Source organism: Hafnia sp. CBA7124 (assembly GCF_002355555.1).
GTDB classification, from domain to species: Bacteria; Pseudomonadota; Gammaproteobacteria; order Enterobacterales; family Enterobacteriaceae; genus Hafnia; species Hafnia alvei.
The window spans coordinates 2,702,417-2,727,349 of record NZ_AP017469.1; the positions used below are offsets into that span (position 1 = coordinate 2,702,417).

The 24,933-nt window shown below is 48.3% G+C and carries 24 protein-coding genes and 3 tRNA genes; 11 read left to right on the top strand and 16 right to left on the bottom strand.

From position 1 onward, the window contains the following. Nucleotides 1-3: 3 nt before the first annotated feature. Nucleotides 4-417: a flagellar basal body rod protein FlgB gene (flgB, locus tag CPY98_RS12660; protein WP_025802296.1), complete on the bottom strand. Its 414-nt coding sequence runs from the start codon at nt 415-417 to the stop codon at nt 4-6. A 289-nt stretch (nt 418-706) separates the two neighbouring features. Between flgB and flgA the strand changes: the two genes are divergently transcribed. From flgA to CPY98_RS12675, 3 genes are all read left to right on the top strand, one after another. Beyond that, a complete protein-coding gene (flgA, locus tag CPY98_RS12665) occupies nt 707-1,324 on the top strand; it encodes a flagellar basal body P-ring formation chaperone FlgA (protein ID WP_231899410.1) in 618 nt (205 codons plus the stop codon). 186 nt (nt 1,325-1,510) lie between these two features. Then, nucleotides 1,511-1,810, top strand: coding sequence for a flagellar biosynthesis anti-sigma factor FlgM (gene flgM, locus CPY98_RS12670; RefSeq protein ID WP_025802300.1), 300 nt, complete (start codon nt 1,511-1,513; stop codon nt 1,808-1,810). A 13-nt stretch (nt 1,811-1,823) separates the two neighbouring features. Next, the gene (locus CPY98_RS12675; protein ID WP_025802302.1) at nt 1,824-2,249 is read left to right on the top strand and encodes a flagella synthesis protein FlgN; all 426 of its coding nucleotides are present in this window, start codon (nt 1,824-1,826) and stop codon (nt 2,247-2,249) included. A gap of 246 nt (nt 2,250-2,495) precedes the next feature. Here the strand turns inward: CPY98_RS12675 and CPY98_RS12680 are convergent, their stop codons facing one another. From CPY98_RS12680 to efeU, 9 genes are all read right to left on the bottom strand, one after another. Beyond that, the gene (locus tag CPY98_RS12680) at nt 2,496-2,900 is read right to left on the bottom strand and encodes a flagellar protein FlhE (protein ID WP_043493777.1); all 405 of its coding nucleotides are present in this window, start codon (nt 2,898-2,900) and stop codon (nt 2,496-2,498) included. Further along, nucleotides 2,900-4,975, bottom strand: coding sequence for a flagellar biosynthesis protein FlhA (gene flhA / locus CPY98_RS12685; RefSeq protein WP_043493780.1), 2,076 nt, complete (start codon nt 4,973-4,975; stop codon nt 2,900-2,902). The genes CPY98_RS12680 and flhA overlap by 1 nt, the downstream gene beginning before the upstream one ends. Beyond that, nucleotides 4,968-6,119, bottom strand: coding sequence for a flagellar biosynthesis protein FlhB (gene flhB / locus CPY98_RS12690; protein ID WP_043493782.1), 1,152 nt, complete (start codon nt 6,117-6,119; stop codon nt 4,968-4,970). The genes flhA and flhB overlap by 8 nt, the downstream gene beginning before the upstream one ends. 180 nt (nt 6,120-6,299) lie before the next feature. Next, nucleotides 6,300-6,644: a DUF1971 domain-containing protein gene (locus tag CPY98_RS12695; protein ID WP_061553938.1), complete on the bottom strand. Its 345-nt coding sequence runs from the start codon at nt 6,642-6,644 to the stop codon at nt 6,300-6,302. A gap of 18 nt (nt 6,645-6,662) precedes the next feature. Then, the gene (gene norW, locus CPY98_RS12700; protein WP_096387934.1) at nt 6,663-7,805 is read right to left on the bottom strand and encodes an NADH:flavorubredoxin reductase NorW; all 1,143 of its coding nucleotides are present in this window, start codon (nt 7,803-7,805) and stop codon (nt 6,663-6,665) included. 10 nt (nt 7,806-7,815) lie between these two features. Further along, a complete protein-coding gene (gene norV / locus CPY98_RS12705; protein WP_096387936.1) occupies nt 7,816-9,213 on the bottom strand; it encodes an anaerobic nitric oxide reductase flavorubredoxin in 1,398 nt (465 codons plus the stop codon). Nucleotides 9,214-9,434: 221 nt separating this feature from the next. Further along, entirely contained in the window at nt 9,435-10,733 is a 1,299-nt protein-coding gene (gene efeB / locus CPY98_RS12710) for an iron uptake transporter deferrochelatase/peroxidase subunit (RefSeq protein ID WP_096387938.1), read from the bottom strand. 65 nt (nt 10,734-10,798) lie between these two features. Continuing rightward, complete coding sequence (efeO, locus tag CPY98_RS12715; protein WP_043493791.1) at nt 10,799-11,923, bottom strand: iron uptake system protein EfeO; 1,125 nt, start codon at nt 11,921-11,923, stop codon at nt 10,799-10,801. Between the two features lie 44 nt (nt 11,924-11,967). Then, nucleotides 11,968-12,813 (bottom strand): iron uptake transporter permease EfeU, encoded by an 846-nt coding sequence (efeU, locus tag CPY98_RS12720; RefSeq protein ID WP_046450499.1) that lies wholly within the window; start codon nt 12,811-12,813, stop codon nt 11,968-11,970. Nucleotides 12,814-13,238: 425 nt separating this feature from the next. Between efeU and CPY98_RS12725 the strand changes: the two genes are divergently transcribed. The 4 genes from CPY98_RS12725 (at nt 13,239) to mtfA (ending at nt 18,911) form a co-directional block, all read left to right on the top strand. After that, the gene (locus CPY98_RS12725; protein WP_096387940.1) at nt 13,239-13,421 is read left to right on the top strand and encodes a YodC family protein; all 183 of its coding nucleotides are present in this window, start codon (nt 13,239-13,241) and stop codon (nt 13,419-13,421) included. Nucleotides 13,422-13,697: 276 nt separating this feature from the next. Further along, entirely contained in the window at nt 13,698-15,332 is a 1,635-nt protein-coding gene (locus tag CPY98_RS12730) for a phosphoethanolamine transferase (protein WP_096387942.1), read from the top strand. A 430-nt stretch (nt 15,333-15,762) separates the two neighbouring features. Beyond that, a complete protein-coding gene (locus CPY98_RS12735) occupies nt 15,763-17,955 on the top strand; it encodes an EAL domain-containing protein (RefSeq protein WP_096387944.1) in 2,193 nt (730 codons plus the stop codon). A 161-nt stretch (nt 17,956-18,116) separates the two neighbouring features. After that, nucleotides 18,117-18,911 carry a DgsA anti-repressor MtfA gene (gene mtfA / locus CPY98_RS12740; RefSeq protein WP_043493800.1) on the top strand — a complete coding sequence of 265 codons (795 nt, stop codon included), beginning with the start codon at nt 18,117-18,119 and terminating at the stop codon, nt 18,909-18,911. Here mtfA and CPY98_RS12745 read toward each other — a convergent pair. From CPY98_RS12745 to CPY98_RS12765, 5 genes are all read right to left on the bottom strand, one after another. Then, complete coding sequence (locus CPY98_RS12745; protein ID WP_043493802.1) at nt 18,904-19,557, bottom strand: energy-coupling factor ABC transporter ATP-binding protein; 654 nt, start codon at nt 19,555-19,557, stop codon at nt 18,904-18,906. The two genes, mtfA and CPY98_RS12745, sit on opposite strands and share 8 nt — an antisense overlap. After that, complete coding sequence (locus tag CPY98_RS12750; protein ID WP_096387946.1) at nt 19,551-20,363, bottom strand: energy-coupling factor ABC transporter ATP-binding protein; 813 nt, start codon at nt 20,361-20,363, stop codon at nt 19,551-19,553. The genes CPY98_RS12745 and CPY98_RS12750 overlap by 7 nt, the downstream gene beginning before the upstream one ends. Continuing rightward, nucleotides 20,333-20,968: an energy-coupling factor transporter transmembrane component T gene (locus tag CPY98_RS12755; RefSeq protein WP_231899411.1), complete on the bottom strand. Its 636-nt coding sequence runs from the start codon at nt 20,966-20,968 to the stop codon at nt 20,333-20,335. Before CPY98_RS12755 ends, CPY98_RS12750 begins: the two co-directional genes overlap by 31 nt. Nucleotides 20,969-21,054: 86 nt before the next feature. Further along, nucleotides 21,055-21,636, bottom strand: coding sequence for an ECF transporter S component (locus CPY98_RS12760; RefSeq protein WP_096387950.1), 582 nt, complete (start codon nt 21,634-21,636; stop codon nt 21,055-21,057). Then, entirely contained in the window at nt 21,633-22,079 is a 447-nt protein-coding gene (locus tag CPY98_RS12765) for a PPC domain-containing DNA-binding protein (RefSeq protein ID WP_096387952.1), read from the bottom strand. Before CPY98_RS12765 ends, CPY98_RS12760 begins: the two co-directional genes overlap by 4 nt. 175 nt (nt 22,080-22,254) lie before the next feature. Between CPY98_RS12765 and CPY98_RS12770 the strand changes: the two genes are divergently transcribed. From CPY98_RS12770 to CPY98_RS12780, 3 genes are all read left to right on the top strand, one after another. Continuing rightward, nucleotides 22,255-22,330 (top strand) — tRNA-Asn (locus tag CPY98_RS12770). A 209-nt stretch (nt 22,331-22,539) separates the two neighbouring features. Further along, a tRNA-Asn gene (locus tag CPY98_RS12775) sits at nt 22,540-22,615 on the top strand. Nucleotides 22,616-22,901: 286 nt separating this feature from the next. Continuing rightward, a tRNA-Asn gene (locus tag CPY98_RS12780) sits at nt 22,902-22,977 on the top strand. 75 nt (nt 22,978-23,052) lie between these two features. Here the strand turns inward: CPY98_RS12780 and CPY98_RS12785 are convergent. Then, nucleotides 23,053-23,763, bottom strand: coding sequence for a dihydrofolate reductase family protein (locus tag CPY98_RS12785; RefSeq protein ID WP_096387954.1), 711 nt, complete (start codon nt 23,761-23,763; stop codon nt 23,053-23,055). Between the two features lie 258 nt (nt 23,764-24,021). Between CPY98_RS12785 and CPY98_RS12790 the strand changes: the two genes are divergently transcribed. Beyond that, nucleotides 24,022-24,906, top strand: coding sequence for an AraC family transcriptional regulator (locus CPY98_RS12790; RefSeq protein ID WP_096387956.1), 885 nt, complete (start codon nt 24,022-24,024; stop codon nt 24,904-24,906). Nucleotides 24,907-24,933: the final 27 nt, after the last annotated feature.

The window sequence follows — 24,933 nt, forward strand, 5'->3', positions numbered from 1 at the left end:
TCGTTATCCTTGTTGCAACACAGACATCATGCTTTTGATCTGCCCGCTGATAACGGTGAGATCGGTTTGATAACGCAGACTGTTATCAGCGAACTCTGTACGTTCACGATCCATATCTACGGTATTGCCATCCAGCGAAGGCTGATCGGGCACGCGGTAAAGCATGTCCAGTTCAGGCGGCTGGAAATTCTGAGCTGGGATATGACGGCTGGAAGTCGTGGTAAGAGAGACACCACTGCCGTTCACTCGGCCTTGTTCAATGGCTCGCGTGAGCTGTGATGAAAAATCAATATCTCTGGCTTGAAAGCCAGGGGTATCAGCATTGGCGATATTGGCAGCCAGGATTTCCTGACGCTGTGCGCGTAGGTTTAAAGCTTCTTGCTGAAAACGTAACGCAGCATCCAGTTTATCGAGCATACCTTCTCCGCTAAGTGGTTTAGGACGCGCTGCCGCCGCATACAACGGCCTAGCAGATCGTCAAGAATGACAATTTGGAGTGGATAGCATAGACGTGGGTGAATACAGACGATGGGAGGAATAAGCGCATAATGCGGCGCTATTTGTGGCCTTTATTTTGCGGTGAAGACGTTAGACTAAGGAACTTAAGTTATCCCAATGCCGTCATTATCGCCTGCGGAGGCCATATGCGTTTTGGCTCATTAAAACCGCTGTTCATCCTGAATGCTGCCCTATTAGGGGGGGATTCTTGCCAGCCGCTCAGGCGGCATCAGCGCTTGAAGAAGGGTTACACCAATTTTTTAGCCAGCAATACAGCGCTGTGAATCAGCAGGTAAACGTCAATATTCGATCTCCTGAGTCACAATGGCCGAAGTGTGAAATGCCACAGTTTTCCATGCCCTCTTCTGCACGTCGCTGGGGAACCGTGAGCGTGCTTGCCCAATGTCCGCAGGATAAACGCTATTTGCAGGTTGAAGTTCAAGTGACGGGGGAATACCCCGTTGCTCAATCTCCGTTGACGCGCGGGCAGCATATCAGCCCAGCGGATTTTAAAATGACGCAGGGACGTTTGGATAAGCTTCCGGCGGGCAGCATTATGGAAATAAGCCAGCTCGACAGCGCGGTATTAACGCGTGATTTAGCCGCAGGCCAAACGGTCACCGCATCAATGATCCGCCGTTCATGGATAATCAAAGCGGGACAGTCGGTGCAGATTTTGGCTCAGGGAGACGGCTTCAACGTCACCAGCGAAGGGAAAGCACTCAACAATGCGGCTATCGCCGACAGCGTTCGGGTTCGGCTAGCATCAGGGCAAATTATCACCGGTAAGGCCACCGAGCAGGGCTCAATAACGCTGTTAATGTAATCGTTTCAGGCTTTGACGGCGTTTTTTAGCGTTTTTTGAAAAAAAAATGCAATAAATCGAGCGAAAAAAGCAATTATGACTAAAGTTATTGGCTGCCGGGCCGATGGTACAAACAGAGAAAAACACGTTGTCGCTGTGTTTAATGACAGAACAGGCTAGCGCCAACTAACCAGTGAGATAATGACAATGAGCATAGATCGCACCCATTCGCTGAGTGGTGTAAGCCCGATTCAGCCAAGAGAAGCATCCGAAATTCAGCAACAGAAACGCAAAGAGGCAGCCAGCCAACCTGCGGTTGACGGCGCACAGGTTAAATTAAGCGATGCGCAGTCACGCTTGATGCAGCCTAACGGCCAAGATATCAACGTTGAACGCGTTGAAGCATTAAAGCTGGCTATCCGCAACGGCGAACTGAGCATGGATACCGGAAAAATTGCCGACGCGCTGTTGCAGGACACCCACGATTTACTGAAATCAAACGACTGACAGGTAGTCATTTATGCCCGGAACGTTAGACGTGCTGCAACACATGTTGGACACCCTGAAAACGCTTGAAGTTGAGCTCGAAAACGAACAGTCACTATTGTGTGCCGGTCGTGTAGACGCAGTGCGTTTACAGGCCGCCACGTTAGAAAAAGAGAATCTGCTCGCCACGCTTCGCCATCAGGAACAGCATCGTCATAATACCGGCGATCAAGCCCCCTATTCAGAAGATGCCGAACTTTCCACGCTGTGGCAAAACATCATGGATCTCACCAAGAGATTACACGATATGAACCAGCACAACGGCATGTTGCTTAACCAACACCTCACTCGCAATCAAGGCGCACTAGATACGCTGAAAAGCCGTCATGGCCAGTCGCTGTATGGCCCTGATGGACAAGCGCAAAGCGGGATGATTACGGGTAGGAAGTTGAGTATTTAGTTCTTACTTTCAGAAATACCCCCTCCCAGCCTCCCCCCCTTCGCAGGGGGAGGAGCAGATTAAGATATTCTTATATCTCGAAGATAGCATTTGTACTTCCCCACCTACGGCATAGATAACCTCCCTTTTTTAAAAGAAAAGCAGATCGAGGTTCCTAGATATCTACACGGTTTGGTTCCCTCCCCCATTAAAGGGAGGGATGGGTATTAGCGCTCGTCAATGTTTAAAAAGGTGAGATGGTTCGCCTCAGCGATAATTCACAATCACCTGCTGACTCACCACACGCACCGGTGGGTAAATCACGCCTTTCCCCGGGATTTGTAGCGTCATCGTCAACGGAGATGCGGCGGATTCGCCTTGTAGCGCAGAGCTTTGTCCATTGGCACTGTCCAGCCAAAAGCAACGTAGCGGAGAGCAAAGCTGTACTGCTAATCCTGCTGGCGCAGGATTGAGCAGTTGATAACGCCAAACCACATCTTGAATCGTGGCTCCAGCAGGAATTCCCACCGAAGGACTTAACGAACGTGACGTGACGCTTACGCCCTTATGGCTGAGCGTTGCACCAGTGCTATCCGCCGACCAACTACCGCCCGCGGCGCTGGCACAACCGGATGAGATCATCAAAAGAGCGAGTGAGATTACGCGTTTCATTATGCTGAACCAATGGTTGACGTCATTCGTATCTGGCGGTTGTCGCTGATTTCCATATTTGACAATACCACCAACTGAGGCAACGAACGGTGCAAGAAACGCGCGAGCAGTGGGCGCAGCGCATGGTTGACCAGCAATACCGGCGGTGCGCCGAGCAATTCCTGACGCTGCAATGCCTGTTGCGCCTGCTCTAATAAGCGATCGGCCAAACCGGGTTCTAAACCACCACCGCCTTGTAATGCCTGTAATAACAAGCGCTCAAGCGGCGTGTCCAAACCAATGACTTGAATCTCGCCTTCGCCTGGGAACCACTGTTGAGTAATCGCACGGCCTAGCGCCACGCGGATCACCGACGTCAACTCATAAGGATCGCTTTGCGTCGGCGCATGTTCAGACAGCGTTTCAATGATCGTACGCATATCGCGGATTGAGACCTTTTCCGCCAGTAGATTTTGCAGAACTTTGTGCAACGTCGTGAGGGTGACGGTGCCCGGGATCAGATCGTCGGTCAGCTTAGGCATTTCCTGCGTAACGCGCTCTAACAGCTGCTGGGCTTCTTGGCGACCAAACAGTTCGCTGGCATGATTTCCAACCAAGTGGTTGAGGTGCGTTGCCACCACCGTGCTGGCTTCGACCACGGTGAAGCCTTGAATCTGCGCTTGTTCACGCAGGGCGTTATCAATCCAAATAGCAGGCAGACCGAACGCCGGATCGACCGTGGCTTCGCCTTCTAAGGTGCCCGCCGCGCTGCCCGGATTAATCGCCAACCAGCGGCCCGGATGTGCCTCACCGCGTCCCGCTTCAATCCCTTTGAGCAGAATACGATAGCCTGACGGACTGAGCTCCAGATTGTCACGGATATGTACCACCGGCGGTAAAAAGCCCATGGTTTGTGCAAACTTCTTACGAATGCTGCGGATACGCCCGAGCAATTCGCCGTTTTGTTGGAAATCGACCATTGGGATCAGGCGATAGCCCACCTCCAGACCCAGCGGATCTTCAAGCTGGACATCTTCCCACGTGGCTTCGACTACCGGTGGCGCTTCAGGGATGGCTTGCTCTGCCTGCGAAGGTGCCGCGCGCCCTTCTCGCTTGCTGATCCAATAGGCAATACCCAGTAGTGCTGCGGTAAATAGCAGGAACACCAGATTTGGCATCCCCGGAACAAGGCCCAATAGCCCGAGCACCGAAGCACTTAAAATCATGACGCGTGGATTGCTAAACAGCTGGTTCACCATCTGCTCGCCAACGTCTTGATCGGTACTGACGCGCGTCACGATCACACCCGCCGCGGTGGAGATAACCAGCGCAGGGATCTGCGCAACCAGCCCGTCACCGATGGTCAGCAAGGTGTAGGTTTCCGCCGCTTGCCCAACGGGCATACCGTGCTGAATAACCCCCACCAGCAGTCCGCCAACCACGTTGAGCGCCATGATCATCAGCCCCGCAACCGCATCACCGCGCACGAATTTACTCGCACCGTCCATGGAACCGTAGAAGTCGGCTTCCTGCGTCACTTCGGAGCGGCGTTTTTTCGCCTCATCTTCACCAATCAAACCGGCGTTAAGATCGGCGTCAATCGCCATCTGTTTGCCCGGCATACCGTCTAAAACAAAGCGAGCTCCAACTTCAGCAATACGCCCCGCACCCTTGGTGATAACCATGAAGTTGATCAGCACCAAAATGATGAAAACCACGATGCCGATGGCAAAGTTACCGCCTACCAAGAAGTGACCAAACGCTTCGATAACCCGACCCGCTGCGGCACCACCGGTATGCCCATCTAGCAAGATAACGCGCGTGGATGCCACGTTCAGCGAGAGTCGCAGTAAGGTGGAGAACAGCAGGATAGTGGGGAACGCCGCAAACTCCAGCGTGCGCTGGGTAAACATCGCCACCAGCAGCACCATAATCGACAGCGCAATGTTGAAGGTAAACAATAAATCTAGAATGAATGGCGGCAGCGGTAGCACCATCATGGAAAGGATCATCAGGATCAGGATTGGGCCAGCCAGCACCTTCCACTGGGCTCCATTCATTCCCTGTATGCGTAATAACGCAGCCAAATTACTCATCGGTGGTCTTCTCTCCGGCAAAATCCAGTGCTTCCGGCACTGGCAAGTTTTGTGGTTTCTTCGGTGCTAAACCGCCCTCTTTCTGCCAACGTTTTAGCTGGTAGACCCACGCTAAAACTTCGGCAACCGCGGCGTAAAGCGTGGCGGGAATATGGTGCCCAATCTCGCTGTGTTTATAGAGCGCACGGGCGAGCGGCGGTGCTTCTAGCTGAGGGATTCGATGCTGATTCCCCAGCTCTTTGATACGTAGCGCGATTTCTCCGGCTCCTTTCGCTAAAACTTTGGGAGCACTCATTTTGTTTTCCTGATACTGCAAGGCCACCGCATAGTGTGTCGGGTTGGTCACAATCACATCGGCCTTAGGTACATCGCTCATCATACGGCGGCGCGCGGCAGCACGCTGTTGCTGGCGAATGCGTCCCTTGACGTGGGGATCGCCCTCTTGTTCTTTAAATTCGTCTTTGATTTCCTGCTTGGTCATTTTGAGTTTGTTGATGTTGCTCCAGATCTGGTAGAAGACGTCGAACGCCACCATCGGCACCAGCCCTAATACAATCAACAACCCGCACATCCCAATCAGATGCAGCGCATCACCCATCGCGTCGAGTGGCGACTCTGCAATTAAGGCCAGCATTTGTCCCCAGTAATGCCAGATAAACCACCCGGCAACCCAGCTAACCAGAACCACCTTCAGCACGCCTTTCAACAACTCCGCTAACGCTTGGCTTGAAAACAAGCGCTTTAATCCCGACAGCAGACTCATCTTGCTTAAATCAAACTTGATCGAACCCGGATTAAAGAAAAAACCGCCGATCAGCATCGGCGCGGCCCAGCCGACCATCATCAGCCCCAACAGCACGGGCATGAGCGCCGCCACGGCCTGCTGCAATAAGTTGCCAAGCTGGCGCAACATCTGTTTGTCATTGCTTATTAATAGCTGGTCGAACTGTAAGCCCTGCGAAATCATCGCCGAAAGCTGGCGCGCCAAATGCTCTCCGCCGATCAATAGAATAGAAATACCCGCCGCCAGCATCAGCATCGAGGTGAGCTCACGCGAACGCGGTACTTGCCCTTTCTCACGTGCTTTTTCAAGTTTGTGGGATGTGGGGTCTTCTGTTTTTTCTAGATCGCTATCTTCTGACACCGCGCAATCCCAAGGCTTTTGCTAAAGATGAAAATTAGTCAGTGCATAGGATGACAGATGAGAAAAAAAGCCATGGCGAGAATAAAGGGGGGAAATTTAGGTTTATTGCGGGATCGTTTGGGGTTGCTCCTCCCCTTGCTTGGGGAGGAGGAAAAACAAAGAGGGACACAGTGCTAAAGGTTAGCAATCAACCACTTTGGTTAAATCGCTCTTCTCGGTATCCGCGCTATCTTGAGCGAAGAAATCCAAATTAAAATAGGTGTCTTCGGTCAGCAGCTCGACTTTGTGCCAGTATTGCGGCGGTGAAACGCCAAATTGGCCTGCATTGATAGTGACTTCAATTTCTGGCGTCTGCGCCTGTTCGTTGGCAAAACCATAATATTTGACCGCGCCCTGCATCACAGAAAGTCGGCCATATACACCGGCTTTGGTGTTGTGGTGGCTTAGCAGCGCCGCAGGTACGGTCTGACGATTGAAGAACGGTGTGCTACGAGTAACATGATAGTTTGCTGGGATCTTGAACATAGTCTTCACCTTTTCATTTTATATTGAGAGCTGACGCAGCAGCGCCAAACCTTGCATTTGTGCGGTGCCGCCCGCGATATAACCCACTAATTTATCGTCGCGATAGGCCTTTGCCAGCAGGCTGTCGGCATCCTGTTCGATCTGCCAATCTACGTCGGCAGCCCGTGTTTCCCCCGCTAGCTGTAGCGGGAAACGCGGCGTTTTTACATTGACCGGCATCACCGGCAGCGTGACGTGGGTCGGTTCACCCGCGATCGTTTTAGCCAACGCGGCGGCACACTGCGAAATCGGCTGTAAGAATGGCCATAAGCGACCATCGATCTGCGCCACATCACCCAAGGCGTAAATATCGGGATCGGAGGTACGAAGCTGGCTATCAACCACGATGCCGCGTTCAACGTTCAGCCCCGCCAGTGCTGCAAGCTCGCTATTTGGGCGTAGGCCTGCGGCACAAATAACATGGTCGAACTCGCGAGCTTCTCCGTTAGTAAAAGTCGCTCGCACGCCGTGAGGCAGACGCTGTAGCATCTCCAACGTATTGTTCAGTAACAGATCGCAAGATAGCGTTTGTAACGTTTCTGCCAGTCGCTGCGCGGCAAAATCAGGTAAAAGATTCGCCAGAAGCTGCGCGGAAGGATCGCATACGCTAACCTGTTTACCCGCAACGGCGAGATCGTGCGCAATTTCAGTGCCGATCAAACCACCGCCGAGCACCAAAACTCGCTCGCCTTGCATCATTCGTTCACGCAGGTGGCGATATTCTTGCAGGCTGTTGAGCGTTTTGATGTCATCACTCGCATCTCCCGCTACCGGAGGAACAAAAGCGCGAGCCCCCGTGGCTAAAACCAGTTTGCTATAGGCCAACGTACGACCGTTGACCACAATCGTTTGTTCCGCGGGATGAATTTCCTCAACGCGCTGTTCGGTGAGCAGCATCATTTTTAGCTCTTGGCGCAGTTCCTGAGCGGTTTTGCGCGTCAACTGCTCTGCGCTTTGTTGCTGGCTAAAAGCATGGCTCAGCTGCGGTTTGGCGTAATCTACGCCGTCATCGGCGCAGATCATCACTAACCCTGAGGTCGGCTGTAACCGGCGCACATTGCGCGCCAGTTGCAGCCCTGCATGACCACTTCCAACAATAATGACAGGATGATTCTCAGCCATAGTCTGTTCCTCAATCGGCAGGATAGAAGTCGTCTTTACCCATCAGGCACACTGGGCAGAGGAAACTGTCTGGCACGTCTTCCCATGCGGTACCGGCCGGAACGCCCTGATTTGGCTCGCCAAGTTCAGGATCGTAAACCCATGAACAGGTGCGGCAGATCCATTTACCTGAAGAGGATTTTTCTGCGCCTGCGCAACCGCTGTCACAACATGCTGGAGCACCAAGCTGACGGGCAAATTCAGCGCCGAAGGCTTCACACTGAGCAACCGCGTCTTCGGTCGGTTTCCACTCGGCTTTGATGCCGCGCATCATCATAAATCCGCAATCTTGCAGGCGCGAAGAGATACGGTCGACGGCACCACCGCTCCAGCCGTGGCTACCAAACGCCGCCGCGGCTTTGCCGGTAAAGCGCAGGCCCTGCATCTCTTCTAGTAACCCTGCCACCTGCGGCAGCATCACGTTATTGACCGTTGGAGATCCAACTAAAATCCCTTTGGATTTAAACACTTCGGTCAGTACGTCATTCTTATCTGAGTTTGCCAGATTGAACTGTTTGACCACCACGCTAGGATCGGCCTGACGAATACCGCGAGCAATCGCCTCAGACATGGTGCGCGTGCCGTTCCACATGGTGTCGTAAATCAGGGTAATTTGGTTTTCCTGATAGCTGTCTGCCCATTTGAGATAGTTTTCAACGATCTGCGCCGGATTATCGCGCCAGATAATGCCGTGCGAAGTACAGATCATATCGAGCGGCAAATTCAGTGATAACACCTCTTCAATCTTTTTCGTGACCAGTTTGCTGAACGGCGTCAGGATATTGGCGAAGTACTTGATGCATTCGTTATACAGTTCGTTTTGGTCAATTTCGTCATTGAACAAACACGCACTGGCGAGATGCTGGCCAAAAGCGTCGTTACTAAACAGCAGAGCGTCTTCCGTCATGTACGTCATCATGCTGTCTGGCCAATGCAGCATTGGCGCTTCAACGAACACTAATTTTTTGCCGTTGCCGATATCAATAGAATCGCCGGTTTTTACCACGCGGAAATTCCAGTCTTGGTGATAATGACCTTTGATGGAGTTCACGCCGTTGGCGGTGCAGTAAATGGGGGTGTTCGGAATTTTGGCCATCAGCGCAGGCAATGCGCCGCTGTGGTCGCTTTCTGCGTGGTTGGCAATGATGTAATCAATTTTATCTAAATCGATTTCACGCTCTAAATTCGCCACAAATTCGGCGGCGTAAGGTGTCCAGACGGTATCGATCAGAACGTTCTTTTCTTCTTTAATCAGATAGCTGTTGTAGCTAGAGCCTTTGTGAGTCGAGTATTCGCTGCCGTGAAATTCGCGCAGTTCCCAGTCTTGTTTACCAACCCAGTAGACGTTGTTTTTTACCTGAATAGCCATGACCCACTCCTGATTATTGCTCTTTCTCAAATATGCATTTCAAATGCGACTTTGAAATTATAGTATTTAATATGCATTTCAAATGCAACTTAAAGAATGCACTTTTTCTTAGGATAACCCTTGAGGAGTATCTGCGAGGTTTGGTTGCTAAAACAAAAAACGCCAGCAAGATGCTGGCGTTAGAGTTGTAAGTTTAGGCTCTTATCTCATTCATATTTCAGCTAAATCTTCTGGAACAGTCCCTCACCTAGGTAGTGGTTTTTATCTTTCACTCCCGGCAAAACAAAGAAGTATCCACCGCCAATCGGTTTGATATATTCCTCTAACGCTTCGCCGTTCAGGCGTTTTTGCACGGTAATAAAGCCTTTATCCAGATCGTGCTGATAGCACACAAACAGCAATCCCATATCCAACTGGCCGGAATTGGATACGCCCTGTGAATAGCTGTAGCCCCGACGCATCATTAAGCTGCTGTGCGTTTCTTGAGTGCGAGGATTAGCCAGACGAATATGCGCATCCAGCGGAATCACTTTTCCCTCAGGATCCTGAGTGTAATCCGGTTCATCGTGTTCATGCGTCATGCCGAGTGGCGCGCCGCTCGCTTTATCACGACCGAAAATTGTTTGCTGCTCTTGCAGCGGTGTGCGATCCCAAAACTCCACGCGGAAACGAATAATCCGCACCGCCTGATAACTGCCGCCCACCGCCCATGCTGGTTCTTTTTGGTCAGCGGTGACCCACACGATGTCGTTCATCAGAGGCTTGTCGTCGGCGTTTGGGTTTGCCGTACCATCTTTGAACCCCAGAAGATTGATCGGCGTTTCTTTGCCGTGGCTTTGTGCCGCATGGGTTGAGATGAAACCCTCCCGCCGCCAGCGCACGCTGAGTAGGTCGGGCGTGTATTTGATAATGTCGCGCAGTGCGTGGATCACGCTGTCGTTGCTGTTACTGCAAATTTGGAGCAACAGGTCGCCGTGACAGATCGCCGCATCCAGCGAGTCATTAGGGAAACGCGTCATTTTTTGCAATTGAAGCGGCTTGAGCGCAGCCAAGCCAAAACGCTGATCGAACAGGGAATCCCCTACTGACACGGTAATCGTCAAATTATCAGGATAAATGTCCGGCCCCATGATGCCGGAATCCATCGGTGGCAATTTGGCATCTGCGTGCGGGGCTTCGCCGCCGTGCGTCAAAAAGGCAATCCGCTCGGTGAGCAGTTTCATTAAGCGTTGTAAATCTTGAGCATTCGTCGCCAGCACGTCAAAAGCCACCAGCATGGCTGAAGCCTGCTGCGGCGTCAGTACGCCAGCCTGGTGTTCCCCATAGAAAGGCTGCTTCTGCCAGCGCGCATTCTCGGGGGATTTATCCGTCGCTAACGGTTTGGTGCCGGTATCGGCCTTCACTGATCCACCTAATACCAAGGCGCCGCTTAATACGCCAGCGCCTAACAGTAAACGGCGGCGGGAAGGCATTTCGGCCTCCCCTGTCAGCCCGGTGATCGGGCATCCTTTACCACTCATTTCTCTAACCCCAGTATTTCGAATCCCAATTTTGTGCAACTAGCGTGCTAAGCGCATCGAGGATCTTAATCGAGCCCTAACACACCACGCAGCTGTGCCAAATCTTCTGCCAGCGCAGTGATCGGTCCTTTCATCGCATTGCGATCTGCGGTGGTGAGTTTTTCATAGGACTCATAGCCGTCTTTGGTGCGGTATTTGTCTAAGATGGAATCAACGGTTTTAAAGTTGGCGTCAATTTTGGCGAGCAGTTGAGGATTCGCTTTTTCCAGCATCGGACGCAGCAGATTCACAATCTTTTGCGCACCATCGACGTTGGCACGGAAATCCCACAGGTCGGTGCGGCTGTAGCGATCTTCTTCACCGCTAATTTTGCTTGCAGCCACTTCTTCGATAAGACCTGCCGCGCCACCGACAACTTTGCTTGGAGCAAAGGTCAGCGTCGTCACGCGGGTTTGTAGTTCGAGCACGTCTTTCATCAGACGATCCGCATAGCCGTCCATTCCTTTGGTGGTTTTGTCACCAAACAACACTTTTTCTAGACGGTGGAAACCGGTGAAATTAGGATCTTGGGCCTTTTGTTCGTAGTCGTCTTCACGCGCATCAATGCTGCCATCGAGATCGGAGAACAATTCTGCAATCGGTTCGATACGTTCATAATGCTGACGCGTTGGAGCATAAAGTTTTTGTGCCGTTGCCAGATCGCCTTTTTTCACTGCATCGGTGAAGGCTTTAGTCTGCTCAACCAGCTGCTTAACTTCTTGCATGACATAAATTTTGTATTCTGCAATCGGCCCCACCAGCGCCATTGCGTCAGTCTTTACCGCGGCTGCGCCGTCGGCGGCTTGAACAATGATTTTTCCTTTCGGATTACTGAGCAGCCCGCAGGTCATATCGTATTCGCCCGGCTCAAGGGTTGCCGTCATTTTTTGGGTGAACCCTGGGGCGATGTTTTCGCGCTCTTCCACCACCATGACGCCTTTAAGGATTTCCCATTCCAGACCTTTTTGGCTGTTGTTATGCACGATGAACTGGGTTTTTCCGGCAGGAATTGTGAGCGTCATCGGCTCGCACTGTTTGTCATTGACCGCGATTTTCACCTGCGGCAATGCGTCAGCGGCAAGTGCCGCGGTCGCAGGTAAAGTCAGTAAAGCTAAAGACAGCGCAGTGCGGCGAAAAGTCGTGCTAGACATAGAAATAACTCCCTGAAAAATAGGATAATAGTATTGAAAACTCATTAGCGTGAATGATCTGCTTTACCGTTTACCGCCGCGACATCTGTGCGCTGTGGCATGAAGAAGAAAATCAGTGCTGGGATCAGATACAGGAAATAGACCAACACTTCGCTCACCGAAGGGGCCTCTTGATAGCCTAAAATGCCTTCTAAAAAGGTTCCTAACAGTGAATGGGTTGAAAGCACGTCGGTGAGATTGAAGGCGATATCTTGCAAATAATTCCATAGTCCAGCCTCATGGAAAGCGCGGATAGCACCTGCGGCAAGGCCTGCAGCAACAAACAGAATGAAGAGGCTTGTCCATTTAAAGAACTTAGCTAAGTGCAGTTTTATCCCCCCCCAATAAATCATCATGCCGACGAGAATTGCTGCGACCAAACCCAGTACCGCGCCGATGGGCGCCTGAACGCCAACATCTTGCTGAAATGCCGCCAATAGGAAGAAGACCGACTCTAGTCCCTCTCGCGCCACGGCGAAGAAAACCATCGCTACCAGCGCCCAGCCCTGACCTTTGCCTGCGCTGAGTGCGTTATCAATCGCCCCTTCGATATGTGTTTTTACCGAGCGGGAAACTTTACGCATCCAGAAAACCATGTAGGTCAGAATGCAGACCGCGACCACGGCAACCAGTCCCTCGAACAATTCCTGCTGTTTTTGTGGGAATTCGCCAGTAGTTTCATTGATGAAGATCCCCAATCCTAAACAGAGCGCAGCGGCGAGGATTACACCAATCCAGACGACGCCCAACCACTGCGAACGCTGGGTTCTCTTTAAATAACTGGCGATAAGACTGACGATCAACGCAGCCTCAAGGCCTTCGCGGAACATGATGAGGAAGGGAACAAACATGCTTTTCTCTCTTGCCTGCGCACAATGCGCATGTAAAGAACCGTAAAAATAATGATACCGATTATCATTACGGTTAATAAAAAAACAAGCGTTCACCTCATATTATTTGTGAATTAAAGTGTGGCTAGTTGTTACCTTCTGGTATTTGAAATGAAAATAACTTTTAAAAACAAAGCAATGGTTTTTTTAAGTGGGATTTTTTGCAGAGAAAGAAAGAACCATGCGAGTGAAAAATAGGCATCGACATCACTGGAAAGTTATTCAATTTTTATCACCATAGACATCGGTTCTTTTCACTATTTATCTGGGCCAGCTTAGTCTATTTTATAATTCATTCCTTATTTGAATATCTTTGAATATCCAAATATTCAATAAGATAAACAGTTTCTGTTTATTCTTTAGCCCGATGTATTGAGGAGAGAAGCATGAGTTTTTCAGTTGGTGATAGCGTGCAAAAAACCAGCGGTGGCCCACGTATGACTGTTGTCGCGGTTAACGACAATGAGATTACCTGTTCATGGAATGAACTAGGAAACGAAAAACAGGAAACTATAGTGGCTTCCCATCTGGCCCTCTATCAAGAAGACGGTGATTTTGGCGTTTGCTAATTACTGGTAAATTTTCATCTAATCAGCCCAATGATTTAACGCCGCATTGATAACCCAAGCGGCGTTTTTTTTATTACAAAATATCATTCACTATGGAAACGCTCAGCCGTTTTCACTCGCTGAGTTCTTATCACCTGAAGCCTTGATAGCTTAAGGCTATCTTAAGTTTGGCTCGCTAATCTGCCCCACTATAAAGCGGTTTTATTTATTACGCTTAATTCTTGTCCACTGTTCTATAAGACATGGTCATTTAACAGGTTTTGGGGAGCGTTTACCTTGCAGCGAAAGGCGTTGAGAGTCAGTTTTTTATCACTGACCATTATTTTGGCCATTTACTTTACTCTCGTAGTTAACTTACCGATTTTATTGCATTTCTATCGAATTTTGACTTCGCTAGATAACTATAAGCTTGGCTTTGCATTTTCAATCCCACTGGTGCTGATTGCTGCCCTGAACTTTGTTTTTACACCGTTCACGTTTAAACCGATTTTCAAACCTTTCTTTTGCGTCATTCTGGTGGTCAGCGCCTTTGCTAGCTATGCACAATTGAAATACAAGATCATTTTCGATCGATCGATGATTGAAAACATTTTTGAAACCAATCCCGCCGAAGCTTCGTCGTACTACAATTTCTCGGTGGTATTGTGGGTGTTATTCACCGGCATTCTGCCCTGCGTGATATTAATGAGAACCCAGATTATCTATGCGCACGGCTTTCTCGCCCGCTTTGGGCTGCGTTTAGTTTCTATGCTGGTGTCACTTTTGATTATTGCGTTGGTTGCTAGCCTCTATTACCAAGACTACGCGTCCGTTGGACGTAATAACCGCTCGCTCAATTTGGAGATTGTGCCAACTAACTATCTCTATAGCGCTTCGCAGTATATTAATCGCCGCTATCTGACCAAACCCATTCCGTTCCGTAAAATCGGTGACGATGCGAAACTGGTGCAGAAAACGGGCAGTAAACCAACGCTGGTCTTTCTAATCGTTGGGGAAACGGCTCGCCATCAGAATCAGCAGCTACAGGGATATGCTCGCCCAACCAACCCTTATACCAGCCAAGAACCCGACCTGATTTATTTCTCAAAGGTCAGTTCATGTGGTACAGCAACGGCCATTTCAGTGCCTTGTATGTTCTCGAATATGCCGCGTACACACTTTGATAATAACATTGCCCGCAACAGTGAAGGATTGATGGATATCTTGCAAAAAGCAGGGGTGTCTACTTACTGGAAAGACAATGATGAAGGATGTAAGGGCGCCTGCGATCGCATCCCAACACAAATAGTGCCAGCGAACAGCGACAAAAATCTTTGCGATGGCGAAACCTGCTACGATGCCGTGCTATTAAACGATTTGGATAAGCTCATTCCAGCAGATGGGAAAAATAAGACGCTAGCATTCCACCTTATCGGCAGCCATGGTCCAACCTACTATAAACGCTATCCTAAAGAGTTTCGTTTCTTTGTCCCTGACTGCCAGCGTAGTGATATTGAAAACTGTACCCAGCAGGAATTAGTGAATACCTATGATAACACCATCCGGTATACGGACTATGTTGTGAGCCAGTTCATTCAACGGCTTAAAGGATACGAAAAAGACTATAACGTTGCGTTGTATTATGTGTCTGACCATGGTGAATCATTGGGCGAAGACGGTTTGTATTTACATGGAACACCTTATAAGTTTGCACCTGATGAGCAAACTAAGGTCCCAATGGAAATGTGGCTATCAGATGGCTTTGTTCAAGCCAATGGAATCGATCGTGATTGTGTCGCCAAGCTGGCCAAGACAAACGACTATTCACACGATAATCTCTTCCATACCATGCTGGCCATGATGAATGTGCAGACTAAGGAATACGATCCTAGCTTGGATATTCTTAAAAGCTGCCGGACAGCGAAACCGTGATAGCGCCATGAATAGGATGATCGTTATCACAATTTGAATTATTAGAAAGCCACGAATACAACGTGGCTTTTTTATTTGAATTAAATTACTCATAACAAATGCACCACATTCCTTAGAGTTAGAGAGCAGAGGAAACTCCGGTAATAAAACTTCCGCCATAATGGCCTTGTATTTGTAAGCACTAATCCCCTTGCGGAATAAACTCTTCCGCAGATTAACAACCTGAATGAACACGCCTCCACTTCATATTTGTTTTTATAATGTAAATTATTAGTTTAATTGAAAAAATAGATAATAAATGTCACAATTCAGCTATTCAGAGAATTTTCAGTTCTACTGTAATCTACAGATATCATTCTCCTATACGCTTGAATGTATGCGGTGAAATTATATTTTTACATTAACTCTAACCGACTAATGCGAACTCGCGATGGCTTTTAAATTCAGCTCAAACTTGAGAAAACAAATAACGGCGTTTATTGTCACTCTGCTTTTTTTCCCCATCGCTCGCAGTATCTCTCCGCATGCCGTTATCTATTACGAGAACGTTCATTTAGCTTATTTACCCGTCAGTTTAGCGACGGCAATGATCCTGCTATTTGGGCGAAATGTATTAATCCCGCTGACGGCGGCGTACTGCCTCAGCTATCTGATGATCCCTTTCTTCACGCCCTCATCGGCAGTGGCAATGACCTTGAGTATCGTTATCCCTTTGGCTGGCTGCTCATGGATCGTTGAGATAATTTTAGGCAAACGCTGGCGCTATAATATCGGCAATAAAGGGATCGGTGTACGCCTGTTTTGGCTAGGGCTAATTGCCCCATTCTGGATGAAGGTCATGATTGTGGCTTGCGGCACGCTCATCGACGCACCGCCAACGCTTGAGCGCTATTTTAGTCTGAGTGCTGATGTCTATACGCTGATCAATATTCAAAATCTGATCATCGCTGCGGTTATCTTTAGCATCATATTCTATTACGGCATAAGAATGTTGCTAAATTGGCGCTATGCTCGAACCTTTTTCTTGTTTGACCTAAAGTTGGCAGTGAGCAATGAAGGCCGCTTAATCAATATCTGTTGGTTTGTATTACTTGCCCTATTCTTGATTGTATTTTGCTTACCCTTCAATACCGTATTGTTTTCAGGCTTTGTTGCCCCCGCGATATTTGTTCATTTTAACTACGGCATCAAACGCTTTAGTACCCGCTTAATCATTATGCTGTGGTCGTTTACTGCTCTTATGCTACTAACCTATAGCAAAAGTTTTTTACACATCGCCAATAATGCCTTTGAGCTTACCTTTATCTCCTCGGTATTTATCGCATTCACTGTTTCTATTTTTTATCTGTCGATGATGTTTAAGAAAAGTGATTGGATGCAGAAAGTCTACGCGCTAATGGCGTTGACCGATCCCATGACGAAGCTACCCAATTTACGTGCGCTCGAACATCATGTCCGCGCACATACTAAAGGCGTGCTGTGTCACCTGCATCTTTCCAGCCTTGAGTTGCTTAGCCGTCATTATGGGCTTCGTATGCGGATCCATTGTAAACAAAGTATTGCTGCCATCATCCATAGCCACTTAGACAGCGGTGAGCATGTATATCAATTGCCTAGCTGCGATTTACTTATTTTTCTATCTGGCAGTGAAGACGAGAATATTCCCCGTTTAAATGCACTCCGCCAAAAGCTCAAAGAATATCCGCTAAGCTGGAATAATATTCAGGTTGAACTGCACTATGGATTATCTTACGGCGAATTTAATCGTGACACCGATAACCTTCATCGCTGCATTGGCCAGCTAAGTTATCTGTGCGAAAAAGCATGTGAAGAGGATCGTCTCTTATGCCTCGATGAAGGCAATCAGGTCGTCGCAAGTCAGGTTTCAGACCGTGTGGTGCTGTTACAAAAAATCAAAAATGCCCTTAATGAAAATAACATCATGCTGCATGCACAGCCGATTGAGCACAAAAATGGCACCCGCTATTACGAAATTTTGGCACGTCTAAAAGATAACAATGAGATTATTACGCCAGATAAATTTATTCCTTTAATTGCAGAATTTAACCTGAGTCCACGCTTCGATCTGCTGATGGTAGAAAACGTGGTCAAATACATACGGTCGCAAAATCTAGATACAGAAGAAATATGCTTCTCCGTTAATCTGATGCCTCTAACGTTGATGCAGCACCGTATTGCCGAGCGCATCATTGCTATTTTTGAACAACACCAAGTTCCCCCTTCTGCCGTTGTTTTTGAAGTGACCGAAGAACAAGGCTTCATCAATGCCGCGGCTGCCCACCATTGCATCAGTACGTTACGCGACTATCATTTTCAAATTGCCATTGACGACTTTGGTACCGGATTTGCCAACTATGAGCGATTAAAAAAGTTGAATGCCGACATCATCAAAATCGATGGTTATTTCGTCAAAAACATTACTAGCAACCGCGTTGATCAGATGATCATAAAATCTATCTGCGAAATTGCGGGGGAAATGAAATTAAAAGTCGTCGCGGAATACGTGGAAACACAAGAACAGCGCGATGTATTGATCACCTTGGGCGTAGAGTATCTGCAAGGGTATCTTTTAGGCAAACCCGAGCCTTTAATTATTACATAGCAACATATTGATTTATTTATTCAAGCGAGCAACAGCGTGGGCTTAATCACAGACTAATTGTAAAAAAAGTGATTATCTACGCGCCTTAGTTTACTGTTTTATCCTTACGCTTTTTCATGATAAAACAGTGGTGAATAAACCATCATGTTGCGAGCATTCTAATGATTAAGTGGCCTTGGAACGCAGGTGAAAATCGCCCTCTTGCCAATTATCCCTGGGATGAGGCGTTAGCTATTCCTCTGCTTGCAACCCTCACACCAGCCGAATCGTATAAATTAACGCTGATTGCCTCAAAATTCTTACAGCTGAAACGCATTGTTCCATTACAGGAGCTCTGTCTTTCCCCCTTGCTTGAGGCTCGCATCGCGTTACTCTTTTCACTCCCCGTGCTCGAACTTGGTATTGATTGGCTTGATGGCTTTCATGAGATTCTGCTCTACCCTGAGCCTTTTATTTTTCATGAAGAATGGCAAGATGACATCGGCCTCGTTCATACCGGCCCTATGGTGCAAGCAGGACAATGTTCGGCGCAGGGACCGGTTATCTTGAACTTGATGGATGTGAAAGACTCTTTCGATCTTTCTGGCTATAACCTTATCATCCATGAAACGGCACATAAGCTCGATATGCGTAACGCTGGCGTCGCTACCGGTATTCCCCCCATTGCGCTTAAAGACGTTGCTCAGTGGGAATATGATCTGCAAGCGGCGATGAACGCGATTCAAGACGAAGTGGACGTTGTCGGAGAGGCAGCCACCAGCCTTGATGCTTATGCAGCAAGCGAACCAGCAGAATGCTTTGCAGTGCTTTCTGAATACTTTTTTAGCGCACCGGAACTACTCTACGGACGTTTTCCCTGCATGTATGCGCATTTTGTAAAATTCTATCAGCAGGACCCACTTGCTCGACAGCAGCGCGCACAGGCGAGCGATCTGTGCGCCATGAATGTTAAATAGCTATTCGTGCTGTTCTCTCATTGACCAGAATAGTGCGTTGGAAATGACGCAGAGAGAATTCAGGGTCGTGGCTTATCGCTATCACGGTAGTTCCTTGATGACGATTTTCTTCCAACCAAGCTTCAAAAATCCCCATCCAATACGGATCAAAATCTCGGCTCGGCTCGTCTAAAAGGAGTAAGGGGGGCCGCATAGCACATAGGCACGCAACGGCGACCATACGGCGCTGTCCACTGTGTAAATCGAGCGGGTGTTTATTCGCAACGTCGGCTAAGCCACATGTTTCGAGAGCATGTTGAACTCGCGCCTCAATAATTGCCGACGACAAACGCTGTAACCGCAGTCCAAACCGGATTTCATCTCGTACTGAACTATGGAACAACTGACGTTCAACTTCCTGAAATAAAAAACCAATCTGGGCCGATTTTTCTACTGACTTCAATTGCGCAAGATCTACGCCATTCAAATACACCGATCCACTGCTCGGTTTAAGTAAGCCCGCAGCGAGCCGAAGCAGAGTCGATTTCCCCGCACCGTTTTCTCCGGTAATCACCCATTGTTCACCATGTTTGATATGCAAGTTCACATCTTGAAGGCAGTCACTCTCCGCCTCCCAACCAAACGCCATATTTTCTATGTTTAGCATCGCTGGCAGCCTCGCATAAAAGGAGTAAACACCTGCGATATCTCATTGAGACTCTGAGTTTCTTGCAGCAATTCCGTTTTCAGCTGTTCGGGCAATACCACTTGTTGCATTAATGACGTAGGAAGCGCTTCATCAAAAGAGCTAGTTCTGCCTTCTTTCAGTAATACACGCTGCGGGCAATAATCTGCCGCAGGGAATAGACGATGTTCAAGCATAATCACCGAACACTGCAACTCTTGCACATAGCATTGAATAGCATCCAGTACTTGGTACGTTGCCTCTTGGCTTAATCGCCCTAACGCCTGATCGAGCACTAATAATTTTGGGTGCATGACCAAAGCACAGGCGAGTAATACCCTCTGCGCTTCGCCACCCGATAGCGTTTGAGGGTTACGTAACCGGAGATGTTGGCACTTAAAGCGCGTCAACGCAGTCTCCACCCGACTCATTATTTCAGCTTTAGGCAATGCTAAATTCTGTGGTCCAAAGGCTATTTCATCCTCAACGGTAAAGCAGCAGCCAGAGAACTGTAAATAGGGCGATTGTTGAACCCACTGGCAAGTGTGCTTCATCTCATTCTCAAGCAAAATGTTGCTCCCCAACACCTCGCCCCTACCGTCAACATGCCGCAACGAGCGAGCCTCAAGAACGCCAACCAAAAATTTAGCCAGCAGACTTTTTCCAGAACCATTGCCCCCTAGAACGGCAAGCCATTGTCCTTCTTCTAGCTTTAAGGTTATTGGCCCTAGCTGAAAAACATCGTGCACATCCACCACTAGCCGATCGATATCGAGTGATAAAGCCAAAACGCACCTCCTTCGACGAGCAAACAGCAAAGTAAAACAACGCGTAAAAAGGGCTCCCAGCGATGTTCGAAGATAGGTTTCAGCACGGTACGATGTGGATAGCGACGAAATGCCCGCGCATCTAGCGCAGAACTTCGCGTAGTTAAATCATTGAGGCTTTGCAATAGTAGAGGTGAAAGCAATGGCACAATCGTTTTCAGCCGCTGAATAAGGGTCCCATCAAAACTCACGCCACGCGCGCTTTGCGCTTCTTTAATCGAGGCTAATTGCTGCTTAAGCTGCTCCTTAAGCAGCAGAGGGCCAGCGCACAAATAAGCGATGCCAACAGGTAAACGGCTAGAGAATAAGGCAGCAACAAACAGCTGAGTGGGCACCTTTTGCAGCCACAGTTGGGCGGCGGCAACGAAAACGAGCAGGCGTAGCCACAATTCGACGGCAAAGATGGGAGCGGCAAAACTGATTTTGTCACTATGAGAAAACAACGATTGCAGCCAGTGGCTATGAACGAGCCACAGCCCCATCCCCATAGGGATCATAAATGCCATCACAATTTTGATACGCCAGCGAGCTTGTGGCCACATCATAATCATGGCCACAGGCGCCATGCTCCACCCCATGAGAATCGGCAGAGGTAGAAACAGCGCGCTAACGGAATACCAGAGCCAGAGCGCTAGCCATGTGAAAGCATGCATTAACGTATCGGAGCCATATGAGGGAAATTATGGCGTGTGCGCTCTGGCATGCGGCGTAGAAGCGCCCATACGATCAACGCGGTTAAGATTTTATCAATGAGATTCACACCGACAACGGTGAAGGCAACGGACTCTTGCAGCCCTTCGCCCACAGCATGCAAATAAGCCACCACGAAGTCAGCACCGCTTCCTGTCGCCCCACCAAACAGATAAGATCGAATAGGCACAGCGACTACCGTTAAACACAATGTGATTACTACGCCAGTTATCACGACACGGCCAAACGATTTAAACCACCCCGCACGCGCCATCACACCGGCAACACAGCCAATAACCATGGAAACAGGCGCAAAAGCAGCCGCAATCGGGCCAGTTAAAAGCCCCCAGAGTAAGTTAGTCACTAGCCCTGTAAACAACGCAACCCACGGTCCCGCCAGCACTGCGCATAGCACCGTGCCAATCGAATCTAAAAAAAGTGGCAGTTTAAGCATAGAAATCATCTGCCCTGCGATCATGTTAATCGCGACACAAATGACAATCAGAACTAAGCTACGGCTAGAAAATTGGCGTTTCTCTTTCATTTACGCTCATCCTTAAGATTGTTGCGGGGTGCGATAGCTAACTCTCCGTAGCCAGATAAAACACAGTGCTGACGCGAAAAATCGGCATCACACAGCTCACCAATGATGACTTCTAACGTCGTTCTAACGATATTTCCAGGCATAACATGGCCGCCGATCATTCGTCCGGTTTCATCGGCAACCGACATGTGCAGATGTTCGAATTGGCTATCTAAAGTTCCACCGAGGGCGATAACTTCAAATTTCCCTTCAATTAAGCTAGTGCGCTCGCATCCAGCGTACCGCAATGAAACGGTCGAGAGGCTTCCAACTACCGAAGCGATCCAACCAGCTTTAATATGATTATTGGCAATAAACTGCCTTAACTCGGCAATTAACTCTGTTCCCGGCAGCAGTCTGAGGGGATAGAACTGGCTCGATGAGACTAAATCCTTAGCACGCATAAGTATTCCAGTATGTGATTAAACCGCACAATAGTAAGAAAAATAAAAGAGTTACTTTGCGATAAAGAACAAAGTTTTAGCTTTTTGTGCACTTAATCAGCAATCAATCTCACTATTTTAATTAGCCGTTGACAGTCACCGCCGTGCTCGCTAATATCTGCCCCGTTCAAACGATTCCTCTGTAGTTCAGTCGGTAGAACGGCGGACTGTTAATCCGTATGTCACTGGTTCGAGTCCAGTCAGAGGAGCCATATTTGAAAAGCCTGCTTAAGGAAACTTAAGCGGGCTTTTTGCTTTTTGGTTTTCAGCAAAAAAGCTTGCTTCGCTTTTCAGTCATAATTAGTGGCAAAGAGACAAATATTCATCATTCTGCTTAGAAGATAAGCGAACAGCGTAAAAATAGCGATTTAGGCTTTACAGTCTCATGGCAGGCCGCTATTATTCGCCTCGTTCAAACGATTCCTCTGTAGTTCAGTCGGTAGAACGGCGGACTGTTAATCCGTATGTCACTGGTTCGAGTCCAGTCAGAGGAGCCATATTTAAGAAGCCTGCTTAAGGAAACTTGAGCGGGCTTTTTGTTATGTTAATCTAAGAAACTTGATCCACTGAAATTCATATAGTTGCCCGCCATCTATTCAACATACACCCACTTTTGCAGGTTTTATCTTTCAAATGCATACAAGCCAACAAATGATGAAAAATCATCTATATAATTCAAAAAAATCAACGTGATGAAGATAAATTAATCAAATAAACCTTATTTCATTTTTAACGCTTTACAGCCGAATACGTACTCGCTATTATTCGCCCCGTTCACACGATTCCTCTGTAGTTCAGTCGGTAGAACGGCGGACTGTTAATCCGTATGTCACTGGTTCGAGTCCAGTCAGAGGAGCCATATTTAACGCCTTGCACTTCGAAAGAAATGCGAGGCGTTTTTCATTTCTAGACTTGAAACTTTATTGCTCACAAATTAGATCTTGTGGAACTTGTATTGCATCCACACCATACCGTCCTGCAGTGTTTCAACCGATTTGAGTTCCAGTGCCTGACCTGCGGCTGGAAGTTCGTCTGCTTTTCCACGATATTCAAATATAGAAGACACCCCAGAAAGACCATCAATGCCTGGATAAATAAGCAAGCTCAGTGCATCTAACAGCCCTGCTTTCAGGAAGGTGCCATTGATCGTCCCACCGCCCTCAAGTCGTAGGTGAGTAAAGCCAAAGTCACTGCCGAGAACATCCATCGCCTTCGACATATCTTTTCCATCAGAGCCTGCAAAAATCCAAGAAACATTGCATTCACGCAGGTGCGCTAAGTAACGGTCGGAGACCTGCTTATTTAGCAAAGTAATAAAATGATAGTCAGAGTTCTTTTCATACATCACTTTTCCGTTTGGGTCGGTAACGATGAAAATACGTTTACCTGAACGTGCCGCATTATAATTTTCACTGCTTTGCGTTGGGGCTTCGCCCCGATGCTTAAAGCTATTCAGTGACAGAAACTCTTGCAGAGTGACTCGTCCGAGAATTGTGGCTTCCCCTCCCACCTTTTCCGCCACACGGAAATAGATATCTAATACTTCATCCGTGGTCTTGCCACTGAATGGCTGACTATAACGAGTAGTGACCAAACGTCCATCGACAGTAGCTTCCATATGAACAGTAATTTGCGGTTTCATCATGCAGTCCTTATTTCATAATAATGGCACACCGGTGTCTCACTGATTCTCTATTTGCTCAGCCTCCGGCTCCATAAAAATGTTCAATATCGATTGATATGAGCACTTTCGACGAAGAGAAATACTATCGTTCAGCGTGATGAATGTAATGCCTGATACAAGCAAATTATTGCCCAATTCTCTCACATCATAGTTAGAGCATTTGTATTCCGAATCAGCCGCAACTATGCTGAACACCTGAAATATCTCCGTGCAAATGTGATGAAAACAATTTACGGCCACTTAAAACAACAGCTGCAAGATCTACTCCCTGCTACAGGCAAAACGAGTTCATTAATTGATGGGCTTGAGCTTATCCGACGCGATCGCGCTGCACGCGATGAAAGCTGTATATACCAGCCAGCGATTGAGTTTATTGTGCAAGGACAGATGGAATCGCTGACCGGCAATGAACGGTTGGCGTATGGTGAAGGCCAGATTATGGTCACTGGCATCGATGCACCTTGCATAATCAATGACATCAAGGTTGCGGCTGATGCACCTTTTCTCTGCGTAGATCTCGTTTTGGACTTAGCATTAGTTACTGAAATATCGGTAAATATGGGAACAATCAACCCTTGTAATTCACATAAGGGAATTTGCGTTATTCCGTCCACACCAGAAATAGCCGATGCTTTTTTGAGACTAATTCGTCTGTTACACACGCCACAGCACATCGAAGTGCTTGCCCCGTTGATCATCCGGGAGATTCACTATTACCTGCTCATTGGAGAGATGGGAGAATACCTACGTGCTTTAGCGACCGAAGGCTCTCACAACCAGCGCGTGGCGAAATCAGTCAGCCGGCTACGAGATAACTTTCTCGCTCCACTGGAAATTGAACAACTAGCCAACCTCGCTCATATGTCGGTCTCAACCTTTCACCGTCATTTTCGTAAAGTCACCTCTTTTAGCCCCCTGCAATTTCAAAAACGCCTGCGTTTGTATGAGGCTCAGAGGTTAATGCTAGTGGAAGAACTTGATGGTGCTACTGCAGCGTTTCAAGTTGGATATGAAAGCGCTTCCCAGTTCAACCGTGAGTACAAGAGAGAATTTGGCAATCCACCGCAGCGTGATGTCGATCGGATGCGTGTAGCCAGCGTTTAACACCGCACAATCCTTGCTGCGATATTG

Coding starts and splice junctions, on each gene's coding strand:
- CPY98_RS12675 (WP_025802302.1), top strand. CDS start 1,824: ATGCCCGGAACGTTAGACGTGCTGCAACACATGTTGGACACCCTGAAA.
- CPY98_RS12785 (WP_096387954.1), bottom strand. CDS start 23,763: ATGATGAAACCGCAAATTACTGTTCATATGGAAGCTACTGTCGATGGA.
- mtfA (WP_043493800.1), top strand. CDS start 18,117: ATGATTAAGTGGCCTTGGAACGCAGGTGAAAATCGCCCTCTTGCCAAT.
- CPY98_RS12790 (WP_096387956.1), top strand. CDS start 24,022: ATGAAAACAATTTACGGCCACTTAAAACAACAGCTGCAAGATCTACTC.
- flgM (WP_025802300.1), top strand. CDS start 1,511: ATGAGCATAGATCGCACCCATTCGCTGAGTGGTGTAAGCCCGATTCAG.
- CPY98_RS12745 (WP_043493802.1), bottom strand. CDS start 19,557: ATGCTAAACATAGAAAATATGGCGTTTGGTTGGGAGGCGGAGAGTGAC.
- flgB (WP_025802296.1), bottom strand. CDS start 417: ATGCTCGATAAACTGGATGCTGCGTTACGTTTTCAGCAAGAAGCTTTA.
- CPY98_RS12725 (WP_096387940.1), top strand. CDS start 13,239: ATGAGTTTTTCAGTTGGTGATAGCGTGCAAAAAACCAGCGGTGGCCCA.
- CPY98_RS12755 (WP_231899411.1), bottom strand. CDS start 20,968: ATGGCGCCTGTGGCCATGATTATGATGTGGCCACAAGCTCGCTGGCGT.
- CPY98_RS12695 (WP_061553938.1), bottom strand. CDS start 6,644: ATGTTCAAGATCCCAGCAAACTATCATGTTACTCGTAGCACACCGTTC.
- efeB (WP_096387938.1), bottom strand. CDS start 10,733: ATGAGTGGTAAAGGATGCCCGATCACCGGGCTGACAGGGGAGGCCGAA.
- CPY98_RS12765 (WP_096387952.1), bottom strand. CDS start 22,079: ATGCGTGCTAAGGATTTAGTCTCATCGAGCCAGTTCTATCCCCTCAGA.
- CPY98_RS12760 (WP_096387950.1), bottom strand. CDS start 21,636: ATGAAAGAGAAACGCCAATTTTCTAGCCGTAGCTTAGTTCTGATTGTC.
- efeO (WP_043493791.1), bottom strand. CDS start 11,923: ATGTCTAGCACGACTTTTCGCCGCACTGCGCTGTCTTTAGCTTTACTG.
- norW (WP_096387934.1), bottom strand. CDS start 7,805: ATGGCTGAGAATCATCCTGTCATTATTGTTGGAAGTGGTCATGCAGGG.
- norV (WP_096387936.1), bottom strand. CDS start 9,213: ATGGCTATTCAGGTAAAAAACAACGTCTACTGGGTTGGTAAACAAGAC.
- flhA (WP_043493780.1), bottom strand. CDS start 4,975: ATGAGTAATTTGGCTGCGTTATTACGCATACAGGGAATGAATGGAGCC.
- CPY98_RS12680 (WP_043493777.1), bottom strand. CDS start 2,900: ATGAAACGCGTAATCTCACTCGCTCTTTTGATGATCTCATCCGGTTGT.
- CPY98_RS12735 (WP_096387944.1), top strand. CDS start 15,763: ATGGCTTTTAAATTCAGCTCAAACTTGAGAAAACAAATAACGGCGTTT.
- efeU (WP_046450499.1), bottom strand. CDS start 12,813: ATGTTTGTTCCCTTCCTCATCATGTTCCGCGAAGGCCTTGAGGCTGCG.